Source organism: Nitrospira sp. MA-1 (assembly GCA_032139905.1).
GTDB lineage: Bacteria > Nitrospirota > Nitrospiria > Nitrospirales > UBA8639 > Nitrospira_E.
The window spans coordinates 1624449-1649023 of record JAQJDB010000007.1 but is presented as its reverse complement, the minus strand read 5'-3'; the positions used below and the strand labels follow the sequence as shown (position 1 = coordinate 1649023).

Genomic DNA, 24575 nt, shown 5'->3' with positions numbered 1-24575 from the left:
GGCTCTCAGGATTTTAAATCCGATTCAGATGTCGGTTTTTTGAGCGGGGATTCAGGTACTCCAGGCGGTAATCCCTCAGGATGATAAAATTTCATGGCTTGGGGAATCCAGGCTTCAATTCGGTTAATCCGGGTCACATCCGAAGGGTGAGTGGATAAAAATTCCGGAACGGCATTTTGTGTACGAAAGCAAAATTTTCCGATCATTTTTCTCGGGCACCCGCTCATGCGTTCCCAAAACGGCACCGCTTCCCGCGGGTCATATCCGGCTTTGGCCATCAATTGCAACCCGATAAAATCGGCTTCAGTTTCCTGTTCACGGGAATTGGGAAGGGCCACACCCACCCCATAGGCACTCATAGCTCCAATAGCAAGACCTGGGTCGACGCCTCCTGCGGCGGCGCCAGCTAAAGCTCCGAGTTGACCAATTTGTTCCAGAATTCCACGACTGTATCGCTCGGCTCCATGCCGTTGCAACGCATGGGCAACTTCATGGGCCATGACGGTCGCCAGCCCGGCTTCTGTTTTTGTGTATTTCAAAATTCCGGTAAACACTGCCACTTTGCCTCCAGGCAAGGCAAAGGCATTCACCTGATCATCATCCTCAATGACGGCGAATTCCCAGACGTATTCCGGTTTATTGGCTCCCTTGGCAATGCGTTGCCCCACACGGTTCACCATTAACGTCACTTCCGGATCTCTGCTTAATGGTGCCGACTTCAGGACCTCGCGAAATGCCGCAAGTCCCAGGGCAATTTCCTTTTCCTCCGAAATATAAATTAATTGATCTCTAGCTGTTCCTGGAGCCTTTTGACAAGCTACGCTCAGCAATAGAAGCGCACACACCGTACTCGCCACCAGGCATTGAAATCGGTTTCCAGAAACGGGTGGATCGTTGGTCATAGGCAAAACATTCCTCAAATCAGCAAACAGCAGACTTTACGGCATCCACATGTACAGCATTTGTGTTGTCCCTCCCGTCAATACCTTGAAAAGAGACTGCGTATCGACTTGGGGAAACCTGATAGGCTCAATCTGAGGAGGATCGAATTGCGAGTAGATATTCTGTTGAGTTCCCCCTCCCCTGGTATAGGTCACGACTTTGGCCGCTTCCAATTTCGCTTCTTTTTTGGCCAGATCGAGAGCCTCATCCAGATACCCGATGTCATCCACAAGGCCCTGGTCTCTGGCGATATCGGCGGTAAAAATCCGGCCATCCGCTAACATACGAATGTGCTCCTTGCTCAATCCGGGTCTTCCCTCTTCAACCACCGCAAGGAACTGCTCATACAAATGATCAATCGCCCCTTGAAATATTGCCCGCTCTTCATCATTCATCGGCCGAAACGGAGAACCCATTGCTTTCTTCGGACCCGAAACTATCGCGGCTGGTTGAACCCCCACTTTTTCCAACAGACCCTCGGCATTCATTGTTACCATAATAACCCCGATACTTCCGGTGATAGTCGAGGGATGGGCAAAAATATGGTCAGCCGCCATCGCGATGTAATAACCGCCGGAAGTACCCAAATCCATTATAGAGGCAATGACCGGTACTGAGCGTTTTTTCTTAAAGACTTTCAGCTCATGATAGACCAAATCTGATGCGGTGACCGATCCTCCTGGAGTATTGATTCGAAGGACGATGGCTTTGACGTGTTCATCCTTTTCAGCTTTGGTCAATTCCTCTTTGATTCGTGCGGGAAGACTGGGTTCCTCCAAGATACCCGATGATTTGCCTGTCGTGAGCATGCCAGAGATATCAATCAACAATACCTTATCCTCTCCTTCACCAGACAGAGTGGCTTCATGGAGTTTTCCTCCACCGGGAAGCAGATCGATGTGAATGCACCCGCTGACCAAAAACAGAATAAGAATCAGGAAGCCACGAGTCATTATCATTATCCACGGCCTTTCATCATTTCCAAAAATTGTCCAAATACATACGATGAGTCATGGGGGCCTGGAGAGGCTTCAGGGTGATACTGAATAGAAAGAATCGGACTCTCTATTCCCGCCATTCCTTCACAACACCCATCATTCACACTTCGATGCGTAATTTCCATCCGTCCAACGGCAGAGTCAAATTGTTGAGACTTCAACGTCGTACACCCATCTTCCTTGTGAGGAAGGCCAACGGCAAAATTATGGTTTTGCGAGGTAATTTCAATCTTTCTGGTGCGAAGATCCATGACTGGATGATTGGCCCCATGATGCCCAAATGTGAGTTTATGTGTGTGCAATCCCAAGGATAATCCCAATACTTGGTGCCCCAAGCAAATCCCCAGCAACGGTTTCCAGTCCAAGAGCTGCTTGACGGTTTCTACCGCATAGGGAACCCCTTCGGGGTCTCCTGGTCCATTGGATAAAACGATTCCATCTGGATGCAGCCGACGGATTTCCTCGGCTGTCGTCGAAGCTGGCACAACTCGAACCTGACATCCCAGATCCACAAGGCTTCGTAAAATATTCTGTTTCACGCCAAAATCCATGACCACCAGTTTCAAAGGTGTCTGAGCGATGTCCTGAGGAACAATTGATGATTTACCACGAGGCGAGTCCATCACGATGGATCGCTCGGTCCATTCGTAAGCCTCCGAACAGGTGACCTCTCTAACCAAATCACGTCCAATCAGGGAGGGAACGGCCTTCGCCTTTTGCCGTAAGGCATCGTCATCGAAACTTAAATGGGAAATGACTCCCATTTGTGAGCCGTGATCACGGACATGACAGGTCAGAGCTCTGGTGTCTATCCCTTGAATCGCCACAATACGATGCTCAATTAAGTATTCCTCGAAGGATTGCCTGCTTCGCCAATTACTCCGACAACTGGCTGCTTCACGCACAATAAACCCTTCCGCCCAGACGCGATGGGACTCATTATCCTCCGGGGTGACCCCATAATTCCCGATTTGGGTGGAGGTCATCAGGACGATCTGCCCTTTATATGAAGGGTCGGTTAAAATTTCTTGATACCCCGTCATGGCAGTATTAAATACCACTTCTCCAAGGGTTTCGCCTTCGAATCCGAGGGCACGTCCTCGGAATATGGTTCCATCGGCTAACGCTAAAACTGCGGGCTTCATGGTCTTTCCTTTATCATCTTCTCATTTCCGTCGTACGACCAAGAGTAATTATGATCGAGCAGCCATGGAGTGGAAAAAGAGAATTTTCCGAACCTTGACAATAAACAGTGAGGCCGCCAGACCAAAATTCACCAAGTGACAACCTCGCACAATCATATGAAGGCGAAAAAATTTCGCATAGGCGATATCTTTATCCTCTTTCGAGACCGCCGCAAAGGCCTCTTCCTGTAAAGCCATGGCTTGGGGACCAAGGACCACAAGAATGCTAAACGTTATGAGAGCCATTCCAGCCAGAAGCCACCATTCCACTGAAGGGACGGCAAACATCTCGGAGGGATTTTTGCCAAATGCCAGGAATCGAATCCCGGCCACCACACTCAACAAAAGCAAAATCCAAACATTCATCAAGACAAAACCATCAAAAACTCTCCGTAAAAAATGCCCAGCCGGTTCCATCCCGAAGGAATTAAATACAGCCGGAATCACCAACCCAATTATGACAACCAAACCGCCAACCCATAAGATTAAGGCGCATAGTTCAAAAAGAAAACCCACTACCCCCCAATTGATCCGCTTCATACGCATGAATTAACGGGCATCATAGACAATCTTGCCATCAACCAATGTCATCTTCACTTTTCCCTTCACTTTCCAACCCCCAAATGGCGTATTCTGACTTTTTGATAAAAATTTGTTGGGATCCACCACCCACTCTTCCTGAGGATCAAACACCACGATATCCGCATAGTCACCTGGTCGAATGCTTCCAACAGGCAGATGAAAGAGCTGAGCAGGAGATCTGGTCAACTTCTCAAGTGCCTGCTCAAGTGATAATACCCCCTCATGCACTAAGCGGAGGGTTAAGGGAAGAGCGGTCTCAAATCCCACGATCCCAAACGGCGCCGTATCAAATTCCAATTGTTTTTCTTGAAGAGCATGGGGGGCATGATCGGTGGCAATGACATCAATGGTTCCATCAACTAATCCTTGCTTAAGCGCTTGAACGTCTTCATCCGTTCGCAGTGGTGGATTCATTTTAGCATTGGAATTATAACAGCGAACGGCTTCTTCAGTAATGGAAAAGTGATGAGGACAGACTTCTGCGCTCACCGGTAACCCCTGTCCTTTGGCATGACGGACTAGTTCCACCGAACGGGCGGTGCTCAAATGGGCCAAATGCACATGGACTCCCGTAAGATCTGCCAGAGCCAGGTTCCGAGCCACCATTACCTCCTCTGAGGCATCGGGAATCCCAGGCATCCCGAGTTCGGTCGACACCATGCCCTCGTTCATACATCCGCCATCGGTTAAGTGCAGGTCTTCGCAATGGTCCACAACAGGAATTCCAAAAGCCTTGGCATACTCCAACGCTCGTCGCATGACCAAACTATTCATCACGGGCCGTCCATCATCCGAAATGGCTACACAGCCGGCCTCCACCAACTCACCAATATCCGCAAGTTCTTCTCCTTCGGATTTTTTGGTGATTGCACCGATTGGGAACACTCGTGCTTTACCGGCCTTTTGTCCTTGGGCCAACATAAATTTGGTAATGGCCGCGTTATCATTCACGGGCTGCGTATTCGGCATACAACAAATAGTCGTAAACCCTCCGGCCGCAGCTGAGGCTGCTCCTGTCGAGATGGTTTCCTTGTATTCAAAGCCGGGTTCCCGTAAGTGGCAATGCAGATCGACAAGGCCAGGAGCCACAATCCATCCATTGGCCTCAAAAATGGTGATCGATGAATCCTGACTAAGGGGGTTCGTCAGTGGAAACCCGACTTCAAGAATGTTTCCATCTTGAATGAGTACATCTGCACGTCCATTCACGTGGCCAGGGTCAATCACGATTCCCCCTTGAATACACAGGAGATGAGAAGTGGTGGGATGTTGTCCGGTCTTTTTGGTCATGTTGTCCGATCATTCGTTAAGGGTTGAGCGTTCACCAGATCCTGACAATAAATACATAAGGGCCATTCGCACAGACACCCCATTGGTCACTTGATCCAGAATTACCGCGACCTTGCTATCAGCGACGGAAGGCGAAATTTCCACGCCACGGTTCAGAGGACCGGGATGCATCACAATGGCATCCTGTTTGGCGAGTTTGAGTCTTTCTGGGGTCAAACAAAACAGTTTGGCATATTCCCGAAGGCTGGGAAGTAACGCCTGCCCCAACCGCTCACGTTGCAAGCGTAGCATGATAATCACATCCGCTCCGATTAATGCCTCATCTAGGTTGTAAAAGACGGTCACACCGAAATGTTCGAGGCCGATGGGGATCATGGTTGGTGGTGCCACGACTCTCACCTCCGCCCCGAGTTTGGTCAGAGCAAGAATATTGGAGCGAGCCACGCGGCTATGCGCAATATCGCCAACAATTACTACCATGAGCCCCGAGATGCGACCTTTTTTTTCTTTTATGGTAAAGACATCCAAAAGTGCCTGAGTGGGGTGTTCATGCCACCCATCTCCCGCATTAATCACCGATGATTTGACCGAACGCGCAAGGTTTTCTGCGGCACCAGGAGATGGATGGCGCAGCACAATAATATCTGCCTGCATGGCTTCAATATTTCTGGCGGTATCGACTAAGGTTTCGCCTTTCACCATACTGCTGGTAGAAGGCGAAAAATTAATGACATCGGCACTCAAACGTTTAGCAGCCAATTCAAAAGACGTTCGCGTACGGGTACTAGGCTCAAAAAACAAATTCACCACCGTTTTCCCACGCAAAGCGGGAACTTTTTTAATATCCCTCCCCCCAACTTCTTTCAGGGATTCGGCTGTCGTCAGAATCAGTTGAATCTGCTCGGCTGTTAAGGCCGCAATAGTTAATAAATCTTTGCGTTCTAAACCCATAATTACGGTGTTAAAATGGATACCCGATCATCCTGTCCTAATTCCTCAAAAAAGACCTGGACGTTTTCTTCCCTGGCAGTCGGAATGCTTTTCCCGACATAATTCGCACGAATGGGAAGCTGTCGATGCCCACGATCGACAAGCACAGCCAATTGAATTTCTGCAGGCCGCCCCAAATCCATCAACCCGTCTAAGGCGGCCCGAATAGTTCGTCCCGTAAACAGCACGTCATCGACCAGCACAATTTTCAAATTGGATATATGGAAGGGAATTGTCGTTTTTCGTATTTCCGGCTGATCTTTTCGAATGGAGAGATCGTCACGGTACAACGTGATATCCAACTCTCCAAGAGGCACGTCCCGTTTTTCGATTTGCTGGATTCTGGCCGCAAGTCTCTGGGCGAGAAATACTCCGCCTGTGCGGATCCCCACCAAAGCTAACCCTTCAATACCTTTGTTCCGCTCAAGAATCTCATGACTAATGCGCGTTAAGGTTCTGGACATTTCCTGACCATCCATTAAGAGACGTTCGTGGGGTCGTGGAGAAGTGTTCATCTTAATGGACCGCTATCACGCCTCATCAGGACAAAAAAAACCCTTCTCAGAAGAACATGAGAAGGGAACACATGAAATGGCCAATTAGTGGCCGGCATCTCTTTTTCTCCTTACCCACCTCACCGGATGGGTTTTAAAGGTTTCCCCATACTATTCGCGAAAGGTTCCGCTGTCAAGATCGGAAAAGGCATGTTCATCCAGAGGAGCAACCAACATTTAAAATATTATGGTAGGGATCCTTGAAACAAATTCGGAGCAGGATTGTGAATAATCCAGGCTGTCAGTTCAGGATTCAACCATCCATGGGGAAGAATCGTTTGGTGAATCCGGAAGGGAGGCAAAGTAGATCCTGCGGCGGAATGGAGAATCTGAAGCCCTTGGCTCCGGAGGTACCCTTCCAGAACAGGGGGACCGGCCACGCACCCGACACTACCCTCAGAAAGAGAAGTCTTTAAAAACTTCACCCAAGAGTCGATCATCGTGTGATTGGAATAATCTGAAAAAGGAATCCAGAGAAAAATCCAATCATATCTGGTCGGCAATGTTTCCAACATGTGCCGCTCAAAGGGTAAAAATTGAAAATTTGGGAACCACGCCAACCGATCCATCCTGGAAAGCCTATTCCAAATAGATTGGGCATGTTTTTGCGCAAAATGTGGCCACTTGTACCAAACCGTATGAATTTGAAATTCCTGGTATTGAAGACACGAACCCAATCCTGCTTCGCAAAGTGAAAGCAAGACCTCTGTGGCGTTAGATCTGGCGCGAAAGAGGTCTTGGTGTTCTTCAAGAAAATCCTCTAGAAAATCAAAAACAAAAGGTTGGCTTTCTTGTTCGCCAATCATTTCAGACTTCTGTGGATAGAGGAGGACAGAGGAGAAGGCTTCCACGGGAGTAAGTAGCGGCATCCTCATGGGGAAGGCGTCCCGCCAGGTGCTCTCGAGCGGTTGACAAGAAACCGAATGGTTAAGCTTGGATAGCTGCCAGGATGGTCTAATGGTCAATTTCTTTCGTTCGCGGCCGTCAATCAACCATAAACCCTCGGTCGTGACTTCCACTCCCCGATTGTCGGAAACCGGAAGACCTGATTCGGGTATTCGGTTAAACGATAGGCCAGAGGGATCATCCCACCATGTGACTTTTTGAACCATCTGGTTTCGGACCGTGACGCAAAGATGCTGTTCCTCATCCATATACCGAACTGGGAAGGCAGACGCTGGAAGCCAGTGGACTTCATGCGACCGTTCAACATCCAAAAACACTTCCAGCGGGGATTGGCTGGAAGAAACGGAAGGGGTAAAAAAGAGGCTGAAGAGTCTGAACGCTGCTTCGGAGGGATATACCGGAATACCGCTGTAGTGCAAGGGAAGTGCCCCGTTGATGTTTTGATCGTCGTAGAGACCTCGGATGAATTCGAAGGTCGCACTACCGGTTCCCGGCAACAGGGATAAAAACAATTCCACCACTGGCAGGTAATCTATTCGACTCCATTCCATCCGGCTCATACATGACATGAACTTTGCTTCTTCAAACGATCCACTTGGCAAGACATAAAAGGCGTCTTTAACCTGGCGAATCGTGGCTTGCCCGTCACCATGAAGGACGACATCCTCATCACGATAAAAAAAACGGACCATCGCCAGGTCGGAATTCAAGGATCGGGCTGCCATCTGACGCAAGTCGTCCTGCGTGATCCGTTCCCAACCTTGCCTCCGAGATAAATCCAGGGAAATGGTATTGACCAATCCTTCCGGTTTAATCCCGACCCATTGTCCCCAATCCAATCGTAGACGGGCAGATGCCAGGGAGAACCCACCCGATGGCTTTTGTTCCCACAAACATTCATGGAGGGGATTTCCATCTGGATCTACCAGAAGAATCCGTTGCCCATGCTTGCCATAGAACACACAATGACCAGTGGGTTGCTCTATGATCTGTCCACCAGCCGACTTCCATTCCTGTCTATAGATCTGATTGGCAGAAAAACGTAGGGCTTGTGGATGATCCAATATGCTTTGAAGGTTCATGATGAGGAATGAGAAATGTCAAAAGGCAGATCGTCTCTGAGAACAAAGATCCAAAACGGGATCATTGTGAGAGAAATTGTTGGGACCACGGCATCGAACCGATCGGGCTCTTACTCCCGGATTTGACCGGAACCGTAAACAACGTATTTGGAACAGGTTAAATCCTCTAACCCCATGGGACCACGAGCATGGATACGGGTTGTGCTAATCCCAATTTCGGCCCCTAACCCAAACTCATAGCCATCGTTCAAGCGCGTCGAGGCATTGATCATCACGGTACTGGAATCCACCTCTCGCAAAAATCGTAAAGCCCGATCATAGTCATTAGTCAGAATAGAGTCCGTATGGCGGGAACCGTATTGATGTATGTGATCCATGGCGCTCTCTATGTCCTTCACCACTTTGATCGCCACAATTAAGGATAAAAACTCTTTCCCGAAATCGTCATCCTGGGCGGGCTTGGCCTGAGAAAGGATCTGACAGGTTTTCGGACATCCACGTATTTCGACCCCTGCCTCAATATACTCATCGGCCAACGGTGGCAATATTTTCTTAGCCACTTTCTCATGAACCAAAAGTGTTTCCATGCTGTTACAGGTGGAGGAACGTTGAACTTTCGCATTAAAACTGACTCGTTGGGCCATGGCCAGATCCACATCCGAATCTACATAAATATGGCAAACCCCTTTGTCGTGCTTAATCACCGGGATGGTGGCATGCTGAGTGACCGTGTCCATTAGCGTATTCCCACCGCGAGGAATGATGAGATCAACAAACCGGTGGCTTTTGAGTAGAGCAAGAACAACCTCACGGTCAGTCTTGTCGATAAAGGTAATCGCTCCTTCTGGAATTCCTGCCTTTTGGGCCGCCTCCTCCAGAATGGTCGCAAGAGCCAAATTGGAATGGTGTGCCTCGGACCCTCCACGTAGCACACAGACATTGCCGGATTTGAGACAGAGAGCAGCCGCATCAGCGGTCACATTGGGACGAGATTCATAGATAATCCCGATCACCCCAATCGGCACACGCACTCGACCGACTCTCATTCCATTGGGTCGTTGCCAGAGCCCCATCGATTCGCCAACCGGATCCCGCAATTGCGCAATCTCGCGAATGTGTAATGCCATATCGGCAATTCTGGATTGTGTCAAGCGAAGCCGATCCGCCATGGCAGTTTGTGAGGAATTTTCTTCGAATGCTGAAAGATCTTTTTGGTTGGCCTCAAGAATCGCTTCCTCTCCAGCCTCTAAGGCATCAGCCATGGCCATTAACGCTGCATTCTTTTTCATGGCAATCAACCCACTCAATGGGCGGGCAGCCTGTTTGGCTCGTTGAAGTAAGGGTTTCAGGTATTCCTCTGGGGAGATTTCTTCTTCCGCTGAAACTTCAATATCATTTTGAGATTCATCTGTTGGCATAGTCTTATGTTTTTCCATGGTAGAAGCCTGTGGCGGATAAACGAGGTGACAATATTATGAGCGGAACAGTGTTGAGAATACCTGGCAGTTCCAAAAACCGTCAAGGAAGCGAGGTTTGGAGTGGATGTTCAAATGTTTCGTCCTGAATCAACATTAAAATTTATGCAATCATAGATCATAGAGTTGGCTTTGAGCAGCTCATAGATTCAACTGTTAACCTACCTCACCACTTCTGAAGCCATCTGCCGAATTTGCTATCAAGAGTTGACGCTCCTTTAGGCAGGAAAACCGGAAAACGCTCATTTTTCGAAATCAGTCCCGAGCCTATCCCAGTCCCGGTATAAGTAGACAAGAAACGGTTTCCTGAAATGCCTACCGACAGCTAAAGCACAATGAATGGTGCAGGATATGCGCATCGACTTGAAACCCGGAGGCAGATGGTAGATCAATACATACAACCCATTTCTATGATAAAATATCTTTTGACTCCGAAAGGGGAAGGGATGTCATCATGGTAAAAGGAAAAGTAGCCCATCTTTCGTTCCCGGCACTCACATTCATTTCGTTCAGTTTATGTCTTTTTCTCTTCCCATTGGAAAGTTCGATGCTTGAGGCAGCTCTGAATGCCAATGAAGACGTGTTGTCCGCTGGGGATCTGCTGATACCAACGGACAATACGACCATAAAAAAGCCTATTGACGTAAGAAAGCCACAAGGTTGGGAGAAAAGGTTATTGGGAGAAACATATTCTCAAAATACTTTTCAAAATAACCGATTTCAATCGCAAAATAGCTCTCTGCTTCACCTGAAATCCCCAGGAAAACTGCCAGGCATCGAATTAGGAGTCGAAATGCATAGCATTAAGGCTTTTGAATCCATTATCCCCTCAGAGAATTTACCAAAAGGTCTGGATCCCAAGCAGGATAAACCTCTTCTTCTTCCTCCCTCCATCAGTAGTCCGGATTACAATGGAGGATTCATTCGGTTCACCTGGTAGTGAAAATTGCTTCAACTCACCAACATAAGTCTCCGAATAACCCGAAAGCAAAGTCAGAATGGCCTAAAAAAATCAGCTCCTAGGAATTCTCCAAAACAGGAAAAAGTTGCGGAACTGATTGGAAAAGGAAGAATCCTTTATGGTATAAAAACAGGTCGAAGTTAAAGGTTCTATGAATGTGCCGAGGTAGCTCAGTTGGTAGAGCACAGCCCTGAAAAGGCTGGTGTCCGCAGTTCGATTCTGCGCCTCGGCACCACGAAAACAAAAACTTCCCCTGTTCCCTCGCCTACTCACATGAAGCTCATAACCCTCCTTCCAATTAGATCTCCTCTCAATGTTTCTGGGTCGTTGTTGATTCTTCTATTCTCCCTGGGAATGCTAGGGCCTCAAGCCCCATTTGCCGATGAAGGTAATGGTAAGCAATTGGCCCAAGCCTCTTCTCAACCTTCCCCTCTCCCAAAAACCAGGACTGTTGTTGCGGACTTCTTGATGATCGATGGCGCGTTTTATGTGGTTCGTGGGGAACGTGGAGAAATTCGAATAGAAGTCACCACGGAAACTCAAGTGACGGAGTCATTCACCTTTGGCGATCGCATAAAAGCAATTCTCTTACCAAACGACAAGGCAGTTGCCATAACAAAAGCCCAATCAGGCGAACCGATTGGGACACAAAGTAGAGTTCCCGGCACCACGTCTCCCCCTCCTCCATCTACTCCCTCTTCAAGCACTAATAAGCCAGAACCGACAACTCCCCCTACAACTGTGTCACCGAATGTGCGGATCATTATTGCCGACATCCTAATGGTGGATAAAAATTTTTATATCATCAGAAGCGACTATGGAGAGATTCAAATTGAAGTGACACCCCAAACCAAGTTATCAGAATCCTTCGAGTTTGGGGATCGAATCAAAGCAAGAGTTACCCCACAGGATAAAGCATTATCCATTGTTCGTGCGACTCCCGATGAATCCCCCGGCATTCGGTTGGAAGAAGGGCTTTTACCCTCAACTCCGACGGCACCTTCCATTGTGATTGCTCCAGAATCAGAATCAATTCCTTCCAAAAATGACACATCAACACCTGCGCCAAAGACCCCTCCAAAATTTCGTACGGTTGTGGCCGAGGTTTTAATGATTGATGAAAACATGTATATAGTCCGAGGCGACCGTGGAGAAATTCGTATCGAGGTTACTCCCCAAACATCCATTTCGGAATCCTTTAAATTTGGAGATAGGATTAAAGCCAAAATTTTACCAAATGATATTGCACTAACCATCGAACGCGCCAAGCCAGATGAATCCCTTGGGACCCAAACGCCCTAGAGATCAGATTTAATTTTTCCCAAATGTTCGATCATTTCACCTTCAAAGATCTACATTTGATGGTCCCTGTTTTTGGGGTCACGCCCATGCGCATTAATCTCACACCTGTATATTTTGAAGAGGGAAGAAATCTGGAAGGTCAAGGAATGCGAAAGGACTAAAATAAAGGGAATAATGCCAGAAAAATGTTATCCGAGAGAGGCTGAAGATCAACTGAAATACAACAGAGGAACGAATTAAATATCCACTTGAGACATTTTCCCTTCACGCTTCATAACCTGCTGAAGGATGTTCCGATAGGCTCGAATACGCTTCACATATTTGACAGGCTCCCATCCACGGGCATAACGATGTGGCAGATCCTGGTAATATTCTTTATGAGCCAGGAGGGGAAGAATGCTTTTAAGGTCATCCCACTGATCAGAGTTTTTACCTAGGCGCTTAGCAAGCAATCGAGCATCGTTAATGTGTCCCATGCCGACATTGTAAGCGGCAAGGGCAAAAAACATGCGATCTGGCATTCGAATATTGTCAGGAACCCGTTTTTGCAAATAGGATAGATAACGGGCTCCACCGGCAATACTTTTTGAAGGGTCAAGCCGATTTTTGATTCCCAGATCCGAGGCAGTGGACCGTGTAAGCATCATAATTCCCCGCACCCCTGTGGGACTAACTGCCTTGTGGTTCCATTGAGATTCTTGATAGGCCATGGCTGCTAATAACATCCATGAAATCCCTGATTTTTTCTCAGCCTGCTGAAATTCTTCCCGATAGGAAGGAAGCCTAGTCTCAATATGGCGCAAAAAGGTCTTTACCTCATACGACGGCAGCTTCGTTCCTAATTGGGCGGTCCGCTCCTGATGGGAGAGGTAATTTCGATCATGGTGGGGAAGCTCCCAAAGGATCAACAGCCCGAGCAATAAGACCAGGACCAGACTGATTTGTTTACCAACCTGTTTGATCGTTTCCATGATCATGATTATTCCTTCCGTGTCTTCAACGAATTGTCATTCCAAATTTCAATTGGGGTTTTTATGAAAGAAGATCCACGTCGGATTACAGGAATAATATGATGGTGGCATAAAGAGATGAATTAGGCAAGAAGAGTTTTTCTTATTTCCCTTTATAAGAGACGAAATCAAATACCTTTCTGTTGGCAAGGATTATGTAAGGGGTTAGGTTTAGGGTCTTTCCATTATAAATAAGAAAATAGGAAATTTGACCATATAACGAACAAGAACCTCCTAAATCCTTTCGGATAATTCAATCTGAATATTAACAGACCCCTGACCCGATTTACTGCCTCTACTTATGTTTTGGCAAAGACTCCGGCATCGCAAGAAAAATACTTAATTTGCTTCAAGGGAATGATGGTGACTTCCTTGGGAGTATCAATTTCAAGAATTTCCATGTCATCGCTGATGGTATGGCGAATCGCGTCCTTGAATTCTAATTCTTTATTATCCACAAAAATGACTTTGACCCAATACTGCACCGTGTACTCCTTTCAATAAAATCTTATGCCATGTGTGCATCTCACGTCAGTGCGACCGAGTTCATAATTGGCCCAACTCATGAGAACGAGCCGTAGCAGCTTCGACGGCATTCATTAAGGTCGCCCGTATCCGCCCGATTTCCAATTGTTGGAGTCCGGCAATTGTCGTCCCACCTGGTGAAGTCACCCGATCTTTGAGTAAAGCAGGATGTTCCCCACTTTCGAGTACCATCTTGGCCGCCCCTAAAACTGTTTGTGCCGCAAGCACCGTGGCAACGGTCCGTGGGATGCCCATCCGCACTCCACCATCGGTGAGTGCTTCAATCACCAGATAGATATACGCGGGACCGCTTCCGCTCAAACCCGTAACGGCATCCATTAAGGATTCTTCCACCGTGACCACTCTGCCCACCGATTCAAATATGGATTGAGCCAGCAGAAGATGCTGGGAGGGAAGACCTGAACTCCCGGCTAAAGCCGTTACGCCTTCCTGAATGACTGCCGGGGTATTGGGCATCGCACGAATTAGAGAAACATTTTCCCCGATATGCTGTTGTATGCGAGCCAACGGATAGCCTGCTGCGACAGAAATCACTAAATGCTTCGGAGAAAGCTGATCTTTGATCTCCGAAAGCACGATATCCATAACCTGAGGCTTCACACAGAGAACAATGATATCGGCTGACTTCACTTCATCAGCGTTATGAGATCCCACCTGGACTTGAAATGTCTTTTGGAAATGTTCTAATCGGATTGAGGAAATATCGGTCACAGAAATATTGGCAGGAGACGCAAGGTTGGCTTTCAAAATGCCGGTCACCAATGCCTCACACATATTACCTGCTCCTAAAAATGCCAACTTTGGTGACTGTGCCATGCGCCGAGTATAGCCGGAGACTGATAGGGGTTCAACTTATCCCCAGGTAATATTAATAAAATCCTTCAGTCTGCGTATTCCCAATCAAAACCATTGAGGACTTTTTCTGTAACGAATATTGATATCGAGTAACTAACTTTTTCAATAAAGCCTCTGCATGTGGCAGGACGATCAGCAGCTTGCCAAAGCAACCTGGTCAAAAGTTTTCACGACGACATTGGGTTGCCCCTTGCTTAATGTGAGGGGTATATTAAAAAATCCTGGAAAATTCGTTTAGAAACATTTGTTTCGTCCCTATTTCGCCTACGTTGCCATCCACAATGGTCAAAAATTAGAAGCCAAGGAGGTAAGGTATGAAAGCCTGGCCTGTTTTCCTGATTTTCGCAATGTTGTGGGTTGATGGCACTCAATCCGACGCCCGGCAGATTTCTCCGACCACTGAGCAAAAAACCAAATTAGAAACCGCTCAGATTGTGTTAGTCGAGGTCCTCGCCTTAACAGAAAAAGGGAGGTATGATGCCCAGCCCTTGACTGCCACAGTCAAGAAGCGTTTTGAAGAAATGGGGTATGCAGTCACAACCGAAAGGTCTCAGCCGTACGATGTGGAAGTGAAAGTAAAATGTGAAGAACAAAAAACATTGACCGGCACCTCTCCCAGCGGCGGGGACGTGGACCTGGCCGATGCGCCTGATCGGCTCTGGAAGGGGCCAGCCTGTCTGTTGACCTATTTCCTCCAACAGAACGATTTTCAATGGAAAAAAGAGGTCCGCACGAACTTTGCTGATGCCAGGCAGGCCGCCCAAGAGGCCCAAGTTGACGATGCCGGGAAATATGCGATGGAGCATCTCAACCAAAGGCTTATGGAATTTGACTTCCCTGTCCTGCTCTCTGCCGAGTGGGGCCAAATTGATCGCCTGCTCAAACTGCTGGATAATCCCAACACACCCAAATTGCGGAAGGTAAAAATCCTTTCGGTCCTCAGTGACGCCCATGCGGAAGAAGCGCTTCCGCAACTGACCAAACTCCTCGAGTCCACGGACTTACAGCAAGAAGCCATCAATGCGCTCTCGGGTGCCGGAATCGAATCTATTCCATTACTCATCGATTTATTCCAAACCAGTCGTCAATCGAATCTGCGGGCCGAAGCGGCGAAAGCCTTAGGGATTATTGCTTCCAAGTCGGGAGATCCCCGCACAATTCCCCCCTTGGCGCATTACGTTTCCGAAGTGTTACCTCATATAAAAACCTCAGAAGATATTAATTTCCCCTTGCTCACCGAAGTGGTCTGGGCAATTGGAAAATTGCGATGGGGCCCCTCGATCAAGCCGATTTCGGAACTACAGGATAAAGTGTGGTTGATTCATGACAATTCGAAAGAAATGGCCGAATTGCGAGAGGCCACTAGTTGGGCCTATAAGGCCATAGCGTTACAGGATGCTGCGATGTTGCAAACTTATTAATCATAGGCTCGACAATTCTGAGAAATTTTTGACGATTTCCTGTTAACCAAGTCATACACCATGAGGGTCATGATGGTTGGGAATTTGCGATCATACGCAGTTAACACTTCACATTGTACAGTGGGAGGTCAGGCATGAGGGCATGGGCAACATGTGGATTCATTACCATAGTTTTGCTCGTTGGGCTTTTCGGCTCAGAGGGCTTGGCCAGGCGGACGTATCTCGACGCAGACCAAAAAGCGAAACTCGACGCCATTCAAACCATTCTGATTCATGTCCTGGCGTTGACAGAGCATGGGAAAGTAGATGGGACCGTCATAGAAGATGTTGTACGACAGCGATTGGAAGAATTGGGGTACACCGTCGTGACCAGTCGGGATGTTCCATACGATGTGAGGGTAAACGTCAAATGCGAGGAACAAAAAACATGGTCAGGAACCACTCGGGCCGGCGGCGATGCCGACCAAATCGGGTCCCCCTCCCGTCTTTGGAAGGGGCCGGCCTGTCTTTTTTCCTATCAGTTGGATGGACGAGACCTGGGTTGGTACAAAGAAGCGCGAACCAAGTTTGAAGATTCCGGCCAAGCCGCCCAGGCCGCGAATGCACCACAGCCCGGTCCCTATGCCATTCAAGAATTAGCCAAGCAAATTCAAGAATTCGATTTCCCCGTTATGCTCGCTGCGGAATGGGGACATAATACCCGACTTTTCAAGCTCCTCAATAATCCTCAGACACCAAATAAACGAAAGATTAGAATCTTTTCCTTAATGCCTCAGGTGGAATCCCAACAATACATTCCCTTACTGAAAGAACTCATCCAAGATCCTGAAATAGCGGAAGAAGCTATCGTGGCCATGTCCAGCGCGGGAAGCGAAGCTATTCCCCTCCTGACAGAAATTTTTCACACCCAGACGGACTCGGCGATTCGAGCAGCCGCAGCCAAAGGGTTAGGGGAAATTGCCTCGCTAACCGGAGATCCCACCATCACCCCCCCCATGCTTGCCTATGTTGTTGAGAATCTTTCACACATCAAGACATCTTCGGACATCGATTTTCCCGTTATGACTGAGGTCGTGTGGAGTTTAGGCAAACTGCGAAATGCAAAAGCTGTTGCCCCCATTTCTGAGCTGGAAAACAAAATTTGGGTGATTCATGACAATTCGAAAGAAATGGCCGAACTGCGGGAGGCCACGAGTTGGACCTATAAACAAATCGAAATGGATTCGCAGATCCAGTAGCCCTGCTCATCTTGAGCCTTATCGGCTGACGTTATGAAACCGGTTCTCCCTCAGCCCCCAGAGATTTGGGTGCTCCTTATCGTACTCATGATCCCATATGCGGGAAACGGCCTGGCGCAAGTACCTGGAGAAATTGGGGGGATGGATCGCCTGGAGCAGCAAGCTGAAAATGCTATTGCAAATGGTGATCCTGAAGGCGCCGCCCTCTCCATTGGAAAGGCCGCGCTCATGGCAAAAATTCTCGCTCAAAAGGAAGAACACCAACAGACTCGCTTGCTGTATCAGGCGGAAGAAACCCTCTTTAGAGGCCAAGAACAGGGCTATCGTGCTTTTGCCCTCTTTGAACGAGCGGGCGGTCAGCCACCGGCCTCCAAGGGTGTCTGTCAATATCTTTCCCATGCTGCTGAAAAGGTGAAACAATCACAGAATGATCTCAAAGCCTTGGCGGATTTCACCAATGAATTGTTGAGGGATCGTCAGCAAAGGCACATCGGAAAGACCCAAGAATGGGAAAGACTCCTCCAAGGCCTGGAGCAAGACTTGTCCTGTTAGCCTTTAATCGGCCTGACCAGCTAAATTCATCTACCGCAACAAAAAATTTTTTAAAGAGATCAAGAAGACTGTGTGTTAGCGAGAACAGGCGTTGGGAACGCTCTGACTCTGTGACGAATCCGGTTCGGCACTGAACATGGATTGAGTAAGTAGACGGGCGATTTTCTTGGAGATGACGTCCTGCATGACTTTGCTGGCACGAATCCGCGCTTCCTTTTCGGTCACATGCCCTTCCCGTCCCGTCTCTGAAATCACACCGATGAGTCGATGCGAAGGGTTTTCATAGATATCGATATCGCCACACCAGCGCACATATTTGAACAAGGGATCCGGCAAATTTACCGTCCAAAATCTTCCCTGCCCAACAATAGCCAGGTCCGCAATCTCAGAGGGCTTTGAACTGGCGGGACTGCCTAATAAGCCTTCTTGCTTGAGCCCCTCCAATATCGCTCGTTCAAGGTCATCATGGTATTCTCCCTCAATAGCCACCGAGATGAGCAAATTTTTGGCGACAAAATCTATAAATTCTCGTTGGATTTGTGAACGGGTATAGGATGAGGATATACCCTCTCCACTGGCCCGAATGACCCGCAAATCCGTGTTCATCACCTTTCGTTGTTGCAGAAGAACAAGAGCCTGTTTATATCCTTGAATGCGATGAAGTTTTTGAGGATGAGATCGACCTTGCGCGACCAAACGTTCAATCGTGGCATCCAGATCACTAAGGCGTTCGACCAGGAGGGTCTCCGTGTGGTGTCGGTCCAAGCCCGCTAGGACGAAAAACTGTTGATCGAGGCTTCTGTACCAGGCATCCAATACCTTGACATTTTCAATGAGCTTGGTTGTCGTCACCTGAGTCTCCTGATCAATTCGCAAGGTCCGATGCGTCGAAGATTGATTATTTGTTTCGGTCAGGGAATACGATTCCTGATCCAGGGACTTGGCTTGGACGTTAGCAGAAAATATTCGTGCCACTGCCGCATACGCACGTTTTTCCGCCTGGTCACGGGTAGACCCTTCCCCCATTCCGACTAAATACCGATCGGCAGGATAGGCCTTCTGTGGGGTCAGGATCCATTCGGGAGGAGGTGGCGTATTTCCAAACCAGCATCCGGACAATATCAGAGCACCAATGAAGGGAAGAAAATATTTGACCCACATCACAAAAATCCTTTTATTCCGAATACTGCCGGAGCAACAACCGAACCTCTCCGCTCCGAAAATCCAGTTGGTCGGTATTCGGCTGTCCAATGACCCGTCCCTGCCGATCAACCGCGTTCACCATGAGGTTATAGGATCCCGCTGGAATCCACAGGCGGGTTAAGTGAATTTCTCCCGGCAAAGTCCGCCATGAGCGGATATCGGCTTCTTCAGTCATTAGCACGAAAATTCGAGCCAGAATAACCGCGACGAGCCCAACCCAATCTTGTGAATTTTTGGATACCGCGGACCGGGCGCCGATTCCTATTCCTTCCGCCGCTGCCATTTTTATGGCGGTTCGAGCCACAGCCCTCAAAACCAGAGTGGCATACTCGTCATCCAAATTCTTTTCTGCGACGGCATCAATATCGTACACTCGTTGGGAGCGCGCGTCGAAGGTCGTCGTTCCATCCGTCAGTTGGATGGTGCTGTAGGCAATCTTCGTATGTTGTGGAACGAGCCGAGGTAGGGCCACACGAGCAATTTGCCCGTGGATTCCATAGATCAGCGCCTCTCCTTCTCTGTTTGATCGTGTGCTTTGTCCTCCGACCGATTTAGCCAAGGCAACCAACGCCAGCGCATCCAGGCTAATGGGCACGTCTATGAAAAGATCCTCTTTTTTGGGACTTCGACCATGGTAGCTCACCACGATCAGTTGAGCCATATCGGCATCATAAGGTAGGGGGACCTCATCGACCATTTCAAGATATTTCGTTCGATACTCCTCAAGATCTTCTGACAAATGGAGAATGTCGGCTACCCGCATCAGGTCTGTCTTCAGACCATCCGGGAGTGGCATCTTGGACCAGGACTGAGTCTCGTCATAAATGGTTTCTGCTTTGCGATACGCCACATAGGCATTATTCAGATCCCCTGCAATTTCATACAACACCCCGGTCAGATAACGGGCAAACGGATCCTCCTTGTACGCATCGCCTTCTACCCGGTCACTCAAAACATTGAGCCGGTGGTCGATTCTGCGTGCTTCGACCAATGCCTCATTCCAATTTTGTAACAACGCATAATTCAATCCCATAATGACGTTGATCAGAACATGTTCAAAGGGCTCCCCTTCAAAAGGAAGTTGGGTCTCATTGATGAGAATCGCCGAAGCCTGATCCCGGAGCCGTGTTGTATACAGTTCCTCAACCAGTAGATAGGCTTCTTCCAAGACCGTGTTGCTCTCTTCATACCGACCGGCCAAATGCAGGACCATTCCCTCGTCCATCAGATAAAGAAGCCGGTTTTTACGTCCATAGTCATCTTCGGCTTCTTGAATCAGGGTGACGGCCTTGTCAGGGTTGCCCGCTTTGAGACTGTGGTCGACTTCCTTATAATGGGAAAATGTTCCGTTGCATCCCGCGAGGAGAAAAACAAAACCGAGCAGACCAAGGCGCCACCACGACCAGCAGTTCGCCTCATGGAGCCGACAGGAAAAAGGAGAGATGGGGAAAAATTTAAAACGTTGAGGAAAGGCTGAATGAGGGTTACGCAAGAACCACGAGGGATGAAAATGGCTCACCGGAGGACATTGCGTTAAAACAGCAGACGTTTCCGTTCGACGACTTTTTTGATTTTTTTCTGTCCGTACCAGGATTTCACATTGGTCTCCAAATTAATCAAATCTAAATCAACCTGATAATAGATTCCCTTCACGCCATCGGATTCATCAACAATCGTACTTATGGTTCCCTTCATCATAAAATCCGCTCCCAGTTCCTGGCCTGGGCGTTTCTGAGTATCTTCCCGAGCATGAACGGCTTGTTCCTGGCGTTCCTGGCGAATTTCTTCGCGATCACTTTTACTCGCCACAAATAGCACCCTTTGAGAATTGGTCATTTCCCGTTCCAAATCCGTGATAAAGGTGCCCACATTGATATGTTCCTGGCTTTTGTTCAGAATGGTCCCGACGATGACCGTGGGTACCCGATTAAATTGGGTGGAAAAGTTTTCCAACCAGGGTTGGCTGACCATTTCTTTCATCATCGCTTCCGCAACTAATTTGGAATCGGTATCATTCCACCGACCACTAAAATCGGTCACGAGCCCGGGGTCCACCCTGGTCACCTTTTTTTCTTTTCCGCATCCGCCCAACAAGAGGAGAGAAAGGCAGGGAACAACAATCGCGCAAGATTTGATCATTCGGAGTAAGGGGAGCAAGGTGATTCCTTTGTTGTTGATAAACCAAGAAGGCAAAATGTCGTCACTTAACCAGGATCAAAGACCTCCCGGGCGCTTGGCTTCTTCCTCTTCCAATTTTTTAAAAGCCTTTTCAGCGTTCTTGCGCACAAAATCCCGAACCTCTTCGTCCAGTTCCTGCGCTTGTTGTAACGCTTCTTTCATTTCCGCAAAAGACAGCTTGGTCAACACATAATAGGTGGAGGTCTCGTCGTCCTTGTAACGGTCAATGGGGCGAACTCCATTTAAGGTTACGGCTGAAAAAGTCTTGACCGCTCGTTCTATGTTTTGCTCTTCGGTTGATTTGGTGAAATTCCCCCCGGAAGTTGAAGCGGCATAGTCTTGCATGAGATAGGCCGTATAGGTGCGAAAGGTTTTTGCCAACTCGGCGCGTGCGCGATTTTCAGCCGTTTCCCAAGCGAGTGGTTCATTTTTCACACCGACCACCGCCCCGACACCATAAATAGACTTGGAGTCATCGGCATTCATGACACCCGATCCTTCCTTGACCCAATTGGGAGGACCTCCACATGCCGCAAGCATGAAAGCAAGAAGAGCATACCCTCCGATGCGGAGAACAATCCGACGCATTTCATGGGCTTGTTCAATCATTAGGGTAACCTAACCTTTTTTGAGAAAATTTTTAACAGAGTTTCCTGTCAGACGAGTCAAGAAAATGCTAGCATCGGACCTACAACCTGTCAAGAAAATTGGACTTTTTACCGTCTTACTCTGTCTTACCTCGAATTTTATTCATCATCATTCGAGATATGCAGGAAACCAAGGAGGATGTATTGTGGCTGATGTAACAATTGAAGATGGCATTATCCGGTTGAAAGACCTGGACATTCAGGATGCAAAAGCCGCCAAGGTCCTGGCGGAATATCCGGAAGCCAGATGGGCAGAAATCACCAGGCGTGCGGTAAAGATTGGCCTGGGCTATTTAAAAGGAGGGGCAGAGCCTTGACCCTGCCCTCCATCCTCCAAATGGCCTTACTGCTATTTGGATAATGATGAATGTCACGAAAGGGAAACAACCCTGTCCGGTTTGTTAACGGTACCAGGGTCAGAGATTTGAGGATGCAGCATGGGTTCCTGCTTGCTGGGCATGGGCGATAAACCTGTTTAGCTGATCATCCCCAAGTGAAATAGGTATCTCAACAAGCACGGGATACTCGTTCTGAATTAATTCCTGAAAGTGAGCCTGTTGTTGAGATTGGACTCCTAAGATCGTCCCGAAGGCCTGGACATACTCCCCGTGACCTTGGGCTATTTCTTGAAGGAGCGTGTCATAATTAACCGCCACAAAGGCTTTGGCATGTTCCCCATGTTTGACAAGCCCATCTTCTGTCCACCAGGATTTGCCGGAGGTGGAGGACAAAACATTGGTGGTGGCATCCGAAGTGGTATCGGATGTCGCCTTGATGGAACAACCGGATGAAATTCCCAACAGAAAAACCCCTAATGCCGCGAGACCTTGAAACGTTTTAAAGCCTGGTATCATGATTATTCTCCTTAACTTAATTCATGAACATGACATAGCCGACATGACACTTTACAATTGGATATTCGTCGGGTTGAGAGCATCAAAATTTTGACATTTTTCGTCCTGAAACACAACTCCTGTCTGGTGTGATCTCTCCGAACATTCTTGAGACACACTGAGATAGACATAACCCTATGTTTACCCCTGAGGATCATCTCGAATTAATACGTCGTGGAATTTCCACATTTCAAGTGGAATCACAACTACAGCGTTTGCGTCATGGAGTCCCACCGATCACCATCATCCGTCCATGCCGGGTGAACGATGGTATTATTCAACTTAATCCCGAACACTTCCCGCAGTATCAACAACAATTTGAAGCTGCCCGGCAGGCGGATCGGATCAGTAAATTTATTCCTGCGTCCGGAGCCGCCACTCGTATGTTCAATGACCTCCTCAAATTTTTGTCCGAAGAGGCCTCATCGGAATTCCGTTCCAATCAGACGTCGACTCTTCCCCATGCTGTCGACCAGGCATGGACCCGCTTGCAGGATTTTCCATTTATATCGGACTTAGAAAAGTATTTTCATGGGCAGGGACAACCCCCTCCTACCGATCAGCACACACACGATCTCAACACGATTCTTCAGGCGGTACTGAAAACGCCGGGACTTGGCTATGCCGAATTGCCTAAGGCGCTGCTCTCTTTCCATCGATACGCAGAAGGCCCGCGCACCGCACTGGAAGAACATATTTATGAAGCCCTTAGATATCAGCCCGATCAAATACATACAATTAAAATTCATTTGACCGTTTCTCCTCAATATGAACAGGCCATTGAGGACCATCTCCACACCATCCGACAGACCTTGGCCAGAGAGGGGTGGAAACTCGATTGCACGGTTTCCTTTCAAAAACCGTCAACCGACACCATCGCGCTGGACACTGGCAATCAGCCATTTCGAGCTGAGGACGGCACTCTGGTTTTTCGACCGGGAGGGCATGGTGCCCTATTGGAAAATTTGAATGACTACCAGGGAGACATTGTATTCATTTCCAATATTGATAATGTCGTCCCCGACCATTTGAAAGATCCGATCGTTGCATGGAGAAAGGCCTTAGGAGGCTATCTGGTTGATCTTCAACAACATGTGTTTCAACATATCGAACAACTCAGCTCGCTCCCCGCAGATGCAAAAAGTGTTCACCAGGCCGAAGCCTGTATCCTGCAAGACCTCCTTCTCCCGCTTCCCCAATCGTATCGAGAATTGGCACTTCCCGATCAAGCCACATTATTAAAACAGTATTTAGACCGTCCCATCCGGATCTGTGGTGTCGTACCCAATACGGGCGATCCGGGCGGAGGACCATTTTGGGTGGCCCACCCTGAGGATGCCCCATCCAGGCAAATCGTCGAGCAATCACAGGTCAATCCGGATTCGGAAGCTCAGCAAAAGTTGTTTGCCTCTGGAACCCATTTCAATCCGGTTGATATGGTCTGCGGAGTCCGTGACTTTCAAGGCAATCCGTTTAACCTTCTGGAGTTCGTCGATCCCGGAACGGGGTTCATCGGCATGAAATCCTACCAGGGTCGTCCACTCAAAGCCTTGGAATGGCCAGGCCTGTGGAATGGAGGAATGGCGCATTGGATCACCATTTTCGTGGAAATTCCCCGCGCCAACTTTAATCCCGTCAAAACCTTTCTTGATTGGCTTCACCCTGCCCATCAACCTGAGACGAATCAGAAGTAACCACCACTCGCGTGGGTGAACATCCTTTTCGTTTCTCTTTGTTCCTTTCCGATACGTAACAGCACATCCCCC

At 48.3% G+C, this 24575-nt stretch carries 24 protein-coding genes and 1 tRNA gene; 8 read left to right on the top strand and 17 right to left on the bottom strand.

The features are described 5' to 3' along the window. Positions 1–5: 5 nt before the first annotated feature. The 9 genes from PJI16_20305 to PJI16_20265 form a co-directional block, all read right to left on the bottom strand. Positions 6–902 (bottom strand): M48 family metallopeptidase, encoded by an 897-nt coding sequence (locus PJI16_20305; protein MDT3779906.1) that lies wholly within the window; start codon positions 900–902, stop codon positions 6–8. A gap of 36 nt (positions 903–938) precedes the next feature. After that, a complete protein-coding gene (gene sppA / locus PJI16_20300) occupies positions 939–1895 on the bottom strand; it encodes a signal peptide peptidase SppA (GenBank protein MDT3779905.1) in 957 nt (318 codons plus the stop codon). A 5-nt stretch (positions 1896–1900) separates the two neighbouring features. Further along, positions 1901–3085, bottom strand: a complete 1185-nt coding sequence (gene carA, locus PJI16_20295) for a glutamine-hydrolyzing carbamoyl-phosphate synthase small subunit (protein ID MDT3779904.1) — start codon at positions 3083–3085, stop codon at positions 1901–1903. Positions 3086–3133: 48 nt separating this feature from the next. Continuing rightward, positions 3134–3670 carry a DUF4149 domain-containing protein gene (locus tag PJI16_20290; protein MDT3779903.1) on the bottom strand — a complete coding sequence of 179 codons (537 nt, stop codon included), beginning with the start codon at positions 3668–3670 and terminating at the stop codon, positions 3134–3136. Between the two features lie 3 nt (positions 3671–3673). Further along, positions 3674–4996 carry a dihydroorotase gene (locus PJI16_20285; GenBank protein MDT3779902.1) on the bottom strand — a complete coding sequence of 441 codons (1323 nt, stop codon included), beginning with the start codon at positions 4994–4996 and terminating at the stop codon, positions 3674–3676. A 9-nt stretch (positions 4997–5005) separates the two neighbouring features. Next, a complete protein-coding gene (locus PJI16_20280) occupies positions 5006–5947 on the bottom strand; it encodes an aspartate carbamoyltransferase catalytic subunit (protein ID MDT3779901.1) in 942 nt (313 codons plus the stop codon). A 2-nt stretch (positions 5948–5949) separates the two neighbouring features. Beyond that, complete coding sequence (gene pyrR / locus PJI16_20275) at positions 5950–6501, bottom strand: bifunctional pyr operon transcriptional regulator/uracil phosphoribosyltransferase PyrR (GenBank protein MDT3779900.1); 552 nt, start codon at positions 6499–6501, stop codon at positions 5950–5952. Between the two features lie 224 nt (positions 6502–6725). Continuing rightward, positions 6726–8528 carry a hypothetical protein gene (locus PJI16_20270; GenBank protein MDT3779899.1) on the bottom strand — a complete coding sequence of 601 codons (1803 nt, stop codon included), beginning with the start codon at positions 8526–8528 and terminating at the stop codon, positions 6726–6728. A gap of 110 nt (positions 8529–8638) precedes the next feature. Beyond that, entirely contained in the window at positions 8639–9946 is a 1308-nt protein-coding gene (locus PJI16_20265; protein ID MDT3779898.1) for a glutamate-5-semialdehyde dehydrogenase, read from the bottom strand. Between the two features lie 604 nt (positions 9947–10550). On the opposite strand from PJI16_20265, the gene PJI16_20260 reads away from it, so the two are divergent. The 3 genes from PJI16_20260 to PJI16_20250 all read left to right on the top strand — a co-directional run bounded on the left by PJI16_20260 (position 10551) and on the right by PJI16_20250 (position 12266). Further along, positions 10551–10943, top strand: a complete 393-nt coding sequence (locus PJI16_20260; protein ID MDT3779897.1) for a hypothetical protein — start codon at positions 10551–10553, stop codon at positions 10941–10943. Between the two features lie 180 nt (positions 10944–11123). Continuing rightward, a tRNA-Phe gene (locus PJI16_20255) sits at positions 11124–11199 on the top strand. A 92-nt stretch (positions 11200–11291) separates the two neighbouring features. Then, a complete protein-coding gene (locus PJI16_20250; protein MDT3779896.1) occupies positions 11292–12266 on the top strand; it encodes a hypothetical protein in 975 nt (324 codons plus the stop codon). Between the two features lie 236 nt (positions 12267–12502). Here the strand turns inward: PJI16_20250 and PJI16_20245 are convergent, their stop codons facing one another. From PJI16_20245 to proC, 3 genes are all read right to left on the bottom strand, one after another. Beyond that, the gene (locus tag PJI16_20245) at positions 12503–13237 is read right to left on the bottom strand and encodes a transglycosylase SLT domain-containing protein (GenBank protein ID MDT3779895.1); all 735 of its coding nucleotides are present in this window, start codon (positions 13235–13237) and stop codon (positions 12503–12505) included. A gap of 338 nt (positions 13238–13575) precedes the next feature. Continuing rightward, positions 13576–13761, bottom strand: a complete 186-nt coding sequence (locus tag PJI16_20240) for a hypothetical protein (protein MDT3779894.1) — start codon at positions 13759–13761, stop codon at positions 13576–13578. Positions 13762–13822: 61 nt separating this feature from the next. Further along, the gene (gene proC, locus PJI16_20235; GenBank protein MDT3779893.1) at positions 13823–14638 is read right to left on the bottom strand and encodes a pyrroline-5-carboxylate reductase; all 816 of its coding nucleotides are present in this window, start codon (positions 14636–14638) and stop codon (positions 13823–13825) included. A gap of 353 nt (positions 14639–14991) precedes the next feature. Here proC and PJI16_20230 point away from each other — a divergent pair, with 353 nt between their 5' ends. The 3 genes from PJI16_20230 to PJI16_20220 all read left to right on the top strand — a co-directional run bounded on the left by PJI16_20230 (position 14992) and on the right by PJI16_20220 (position 17888). Then, a complete protein-coding gene (locus PJI16_20230) occupies positions 14992–16098 on the top strand; it encodes a HEAT repeat domain-containing protein (GenBank protein MDT3779892.1) in 1107 nt (368 codons plus the stop codon). A 134-nt stretch (positions 16099–16232) separates the two neighbouring features. Next, positions 16233–17336, top strand: coding sequence for a HEAT repeat domain-containing protein (locus PJI16_20225; protein MDT3779891.1), 1104 nt, complete (start codon positions 16233–16235; stop codon positions 17334–17336). A 33-nt stretch (positions 17337–17369) separates the two neighbouring features. After that, positions 17370–17888, top strand: a complete 519-nt coding sequence (locus PJI16_20220) for a hypothetical protein (GenBank protein MDT3779890.1) — start codon at positions 17370–17372, stop codon at positions 17886–17888. A gap of 75 nt (positions 17889–17963) precedes the next feature. Here PJI16_20220 and PJI16_20215 read toward each other — a convergent pair whose 3' ends face one another. From PJI16_20215 to PJI16_20200, 4 genes are read right to left on the bottom strand one after another with little or no spacing between them, the layout of a single operon-like run. After that, entirely contained in the window at positions 17964–19049 is a 1086-nt protein-coding gene (locus PJI16_20215) for an LPP20 family lipoprotein (protein MDT3779889.1), read from the bottom strand. 13 nt (positions 19050–19062) lie between these two features. Beyond that, the gene (locus PJI16_20210; GenBank protein ID MDT3779888.1) at positions 19063–20583 is read right to left on the bottom strand and encodes a hypothetical protein; all 1521 of its coding nucleotides are present in this window, start codon (positions 20581–20583) and stop codon (positions 19063–19065) included. Between the two features lie 41 nt (positions 20584–20624). Then, positions 20625–21248 (bottom strand): penicillin-binding protein activator LpoB, encoded by a 624-nt coding sequence (locus PJI16_20205; protein ID MDT3779887.1) that lies wholly within the window; start codon positions 21246–21248, stop codon positions 20625–20627. A 57-nt stretch (positions 21249–21305) separates the two neighbouring features. After that, on the bottom strand, positions 21306–21878 hold the full coding sequence (locus tag PJI16_20200) for a hypothetical protein (protein MDT3779886.1): 573 nt from the start codon (positions 21876–21878) through the stop codon (positions 21306–21308). A gap of 184 nt (positions 21879–22062) precedes the next feature. On the opposite strand from PJI16_20200, the gene PJI16_20195 reads away from it, so the two are divergent. Continuing rightward, positions 22063–22233 carry a hypothetical protein gene (locus PJI16_20195; GenBank protein MDT3779885.1) on the top strand — a complete coding sequence of 57 codons (171 nt, stop codon included), beginning with the start codon at positions 22063–22065 and terminating at the stop codon, positions 22231–22233. 99 nt (positions 22234–22332) lie between these two features. On the opposite strand, the gene PJI16_20190 is transcribed toward PJI16_20195, so the two are convergent. Further along, positions 22333–22770 carry a DUF3015 family protein gene (locus PJI16_20190; GenBank protein MDT3779884.1) on the bottom strand — a complete coding sequence of 146 codons (438 nt, stop codon included), beginning with the start codon at positions 22768–22770 and terminating at the stop codon, positions 22333–22335. Between the two features lie 176 nt (positions 22771–22946). Here PJI16_20190 and PJI16_20185 point away from each other — a divergent pair, with 176 nt between their 5' ends. Beyond that, entirely contained in the window at positions 22947–24503 is a 1557-nt protein-coding gene (locus tag PJI16_20185; protein MDT3779883.1) for a DUF4301 family protein, read from the top strand. Positions 24504–24575: the final 72 nt, after the last annotated feature.

Coding starts and splice junctions, on each gene's coding strand:
- carA (MDT3779904.1), bottom strand. CDS start 3,085: ATGAAGCCCGCAGTTTTAGCGTTAGCCGATGGAACCATATTCCGAGGA.
- sppA (MDT3779905.1), bottom strand. CDS start 1,895: ATGACTCGTGGCTTCCTGATTCTTATTCTGTTTTTGGTCAGCGGGTGC.
- PJI16_20270 (MDT3779899.1), bottom strand. CDS start 8,528: ATGAACCTTCAAAGCATATTGGATCATCCACAAGCCCTACGTTTTTCT.
- PJI16_20190 (MDT3779884.1), bottom strand. CDS start 22,770: ATGATACCAGGCTTTAAAACGTTTCAAGGTCTCGCGGCATTAGGGGTT.
- PJI16_20225 (MDT3779891.1), top strand. CDS start 16,233: ATGAGGGCATGGGCAACATGTGGATTCATTACCATAGTTTTGCTCGTT.
- PJI16_20185 (MDT3779883.1), top strand. CDS start 22,947: ATGTTTACCCCTGAGGATCATCTCGAATTAATACGTCGTGGAATTTCC.
- PJI16_20280 (MDT3779901.1), bottom strand. CDS start 5,947: ATGGGTTTAGAACGCAAAGATTTATTAACTATTGCGGCCTTAACAGCC.
- pyrR (MDT3779900.1), bottom strand. CDS start 6,501: ATGAACACTTCTCCACGACCCCACGAACGTCTCTTAATGGATGGTCAG.
- PJI16_20290 (MDT3779903.1), bottom strand. CDS start 3,670: ATGCGTATGAAGCGGATCAATTGGGGGGTAGTGGGTTTTCTTTTTGAA.
- PJI16_20265 (MDT3779898.1), bottom strand. CDS start 9,946: ATGCCAACAGATGAATCTCAAAATGATATTGAAGTTTCAGCGGAAGAA.
- PJI16_20200 (MDT3779886.1), bottom strand. CDS start 21,878: ATGATTGAACAAGCCCATGAAATGCGTCGGATTGTTCTCCGCATCGGA.
- PJI16_20220 (MDT3779890.1), top strand. CDS start 17,370: ATGAAACCGGTTCTCCCTCAGCCCCCAGAGATTTGGGTGCTCCTTATC.
- proC (MDT3779893.1), bottom strand. CDS start 14,638: ATGGCACAGTCACCAAAGTTGGCATTTTTAGGAGCAGGTAATATGTGT.
- PJI16_20215 (MDT3779889.1), bottom strand. CDS start 19,049: ATGTGGGTCAAATATTTTCTTCCCTTCATTGGTGCTCTGATATTGTCC.
- PJI16_20245 (MDT3779895.1), bottom strand. CDS start 13,237: ATGGAAACGATCAAACAGGTTGGTAAACAAATCAGTCTGGTCCTGGTC.
- PJI16_20285 (MDT3779902.1), bottom strand. CDS start 4,996: ATGACCAAAAAGACCGGACAACATCCCACCACTTCTCATCTCCTGTGT.
- PJI16_20230 (MDT3779892.1), top strand. CDS start 14,992: ATGAAAGCCTGGCCTGTTTTCCTGATTTTCGCAATGTTGTGGGTTGAT.
- PJI16_20260 (MDT3779897.1), top strand. CDS start 10,551: ATGCTTGAGGCAGCTCTGAATGCCAATGAAGACGTGTTGTCCGCTGGG.
- PJI16_20305 (MDT3779906.1), bottom strand. CDS start 902: ATGACCAACGATCCACCCGTTTCTGGAAACCGATTTCAATGCCTGGTG.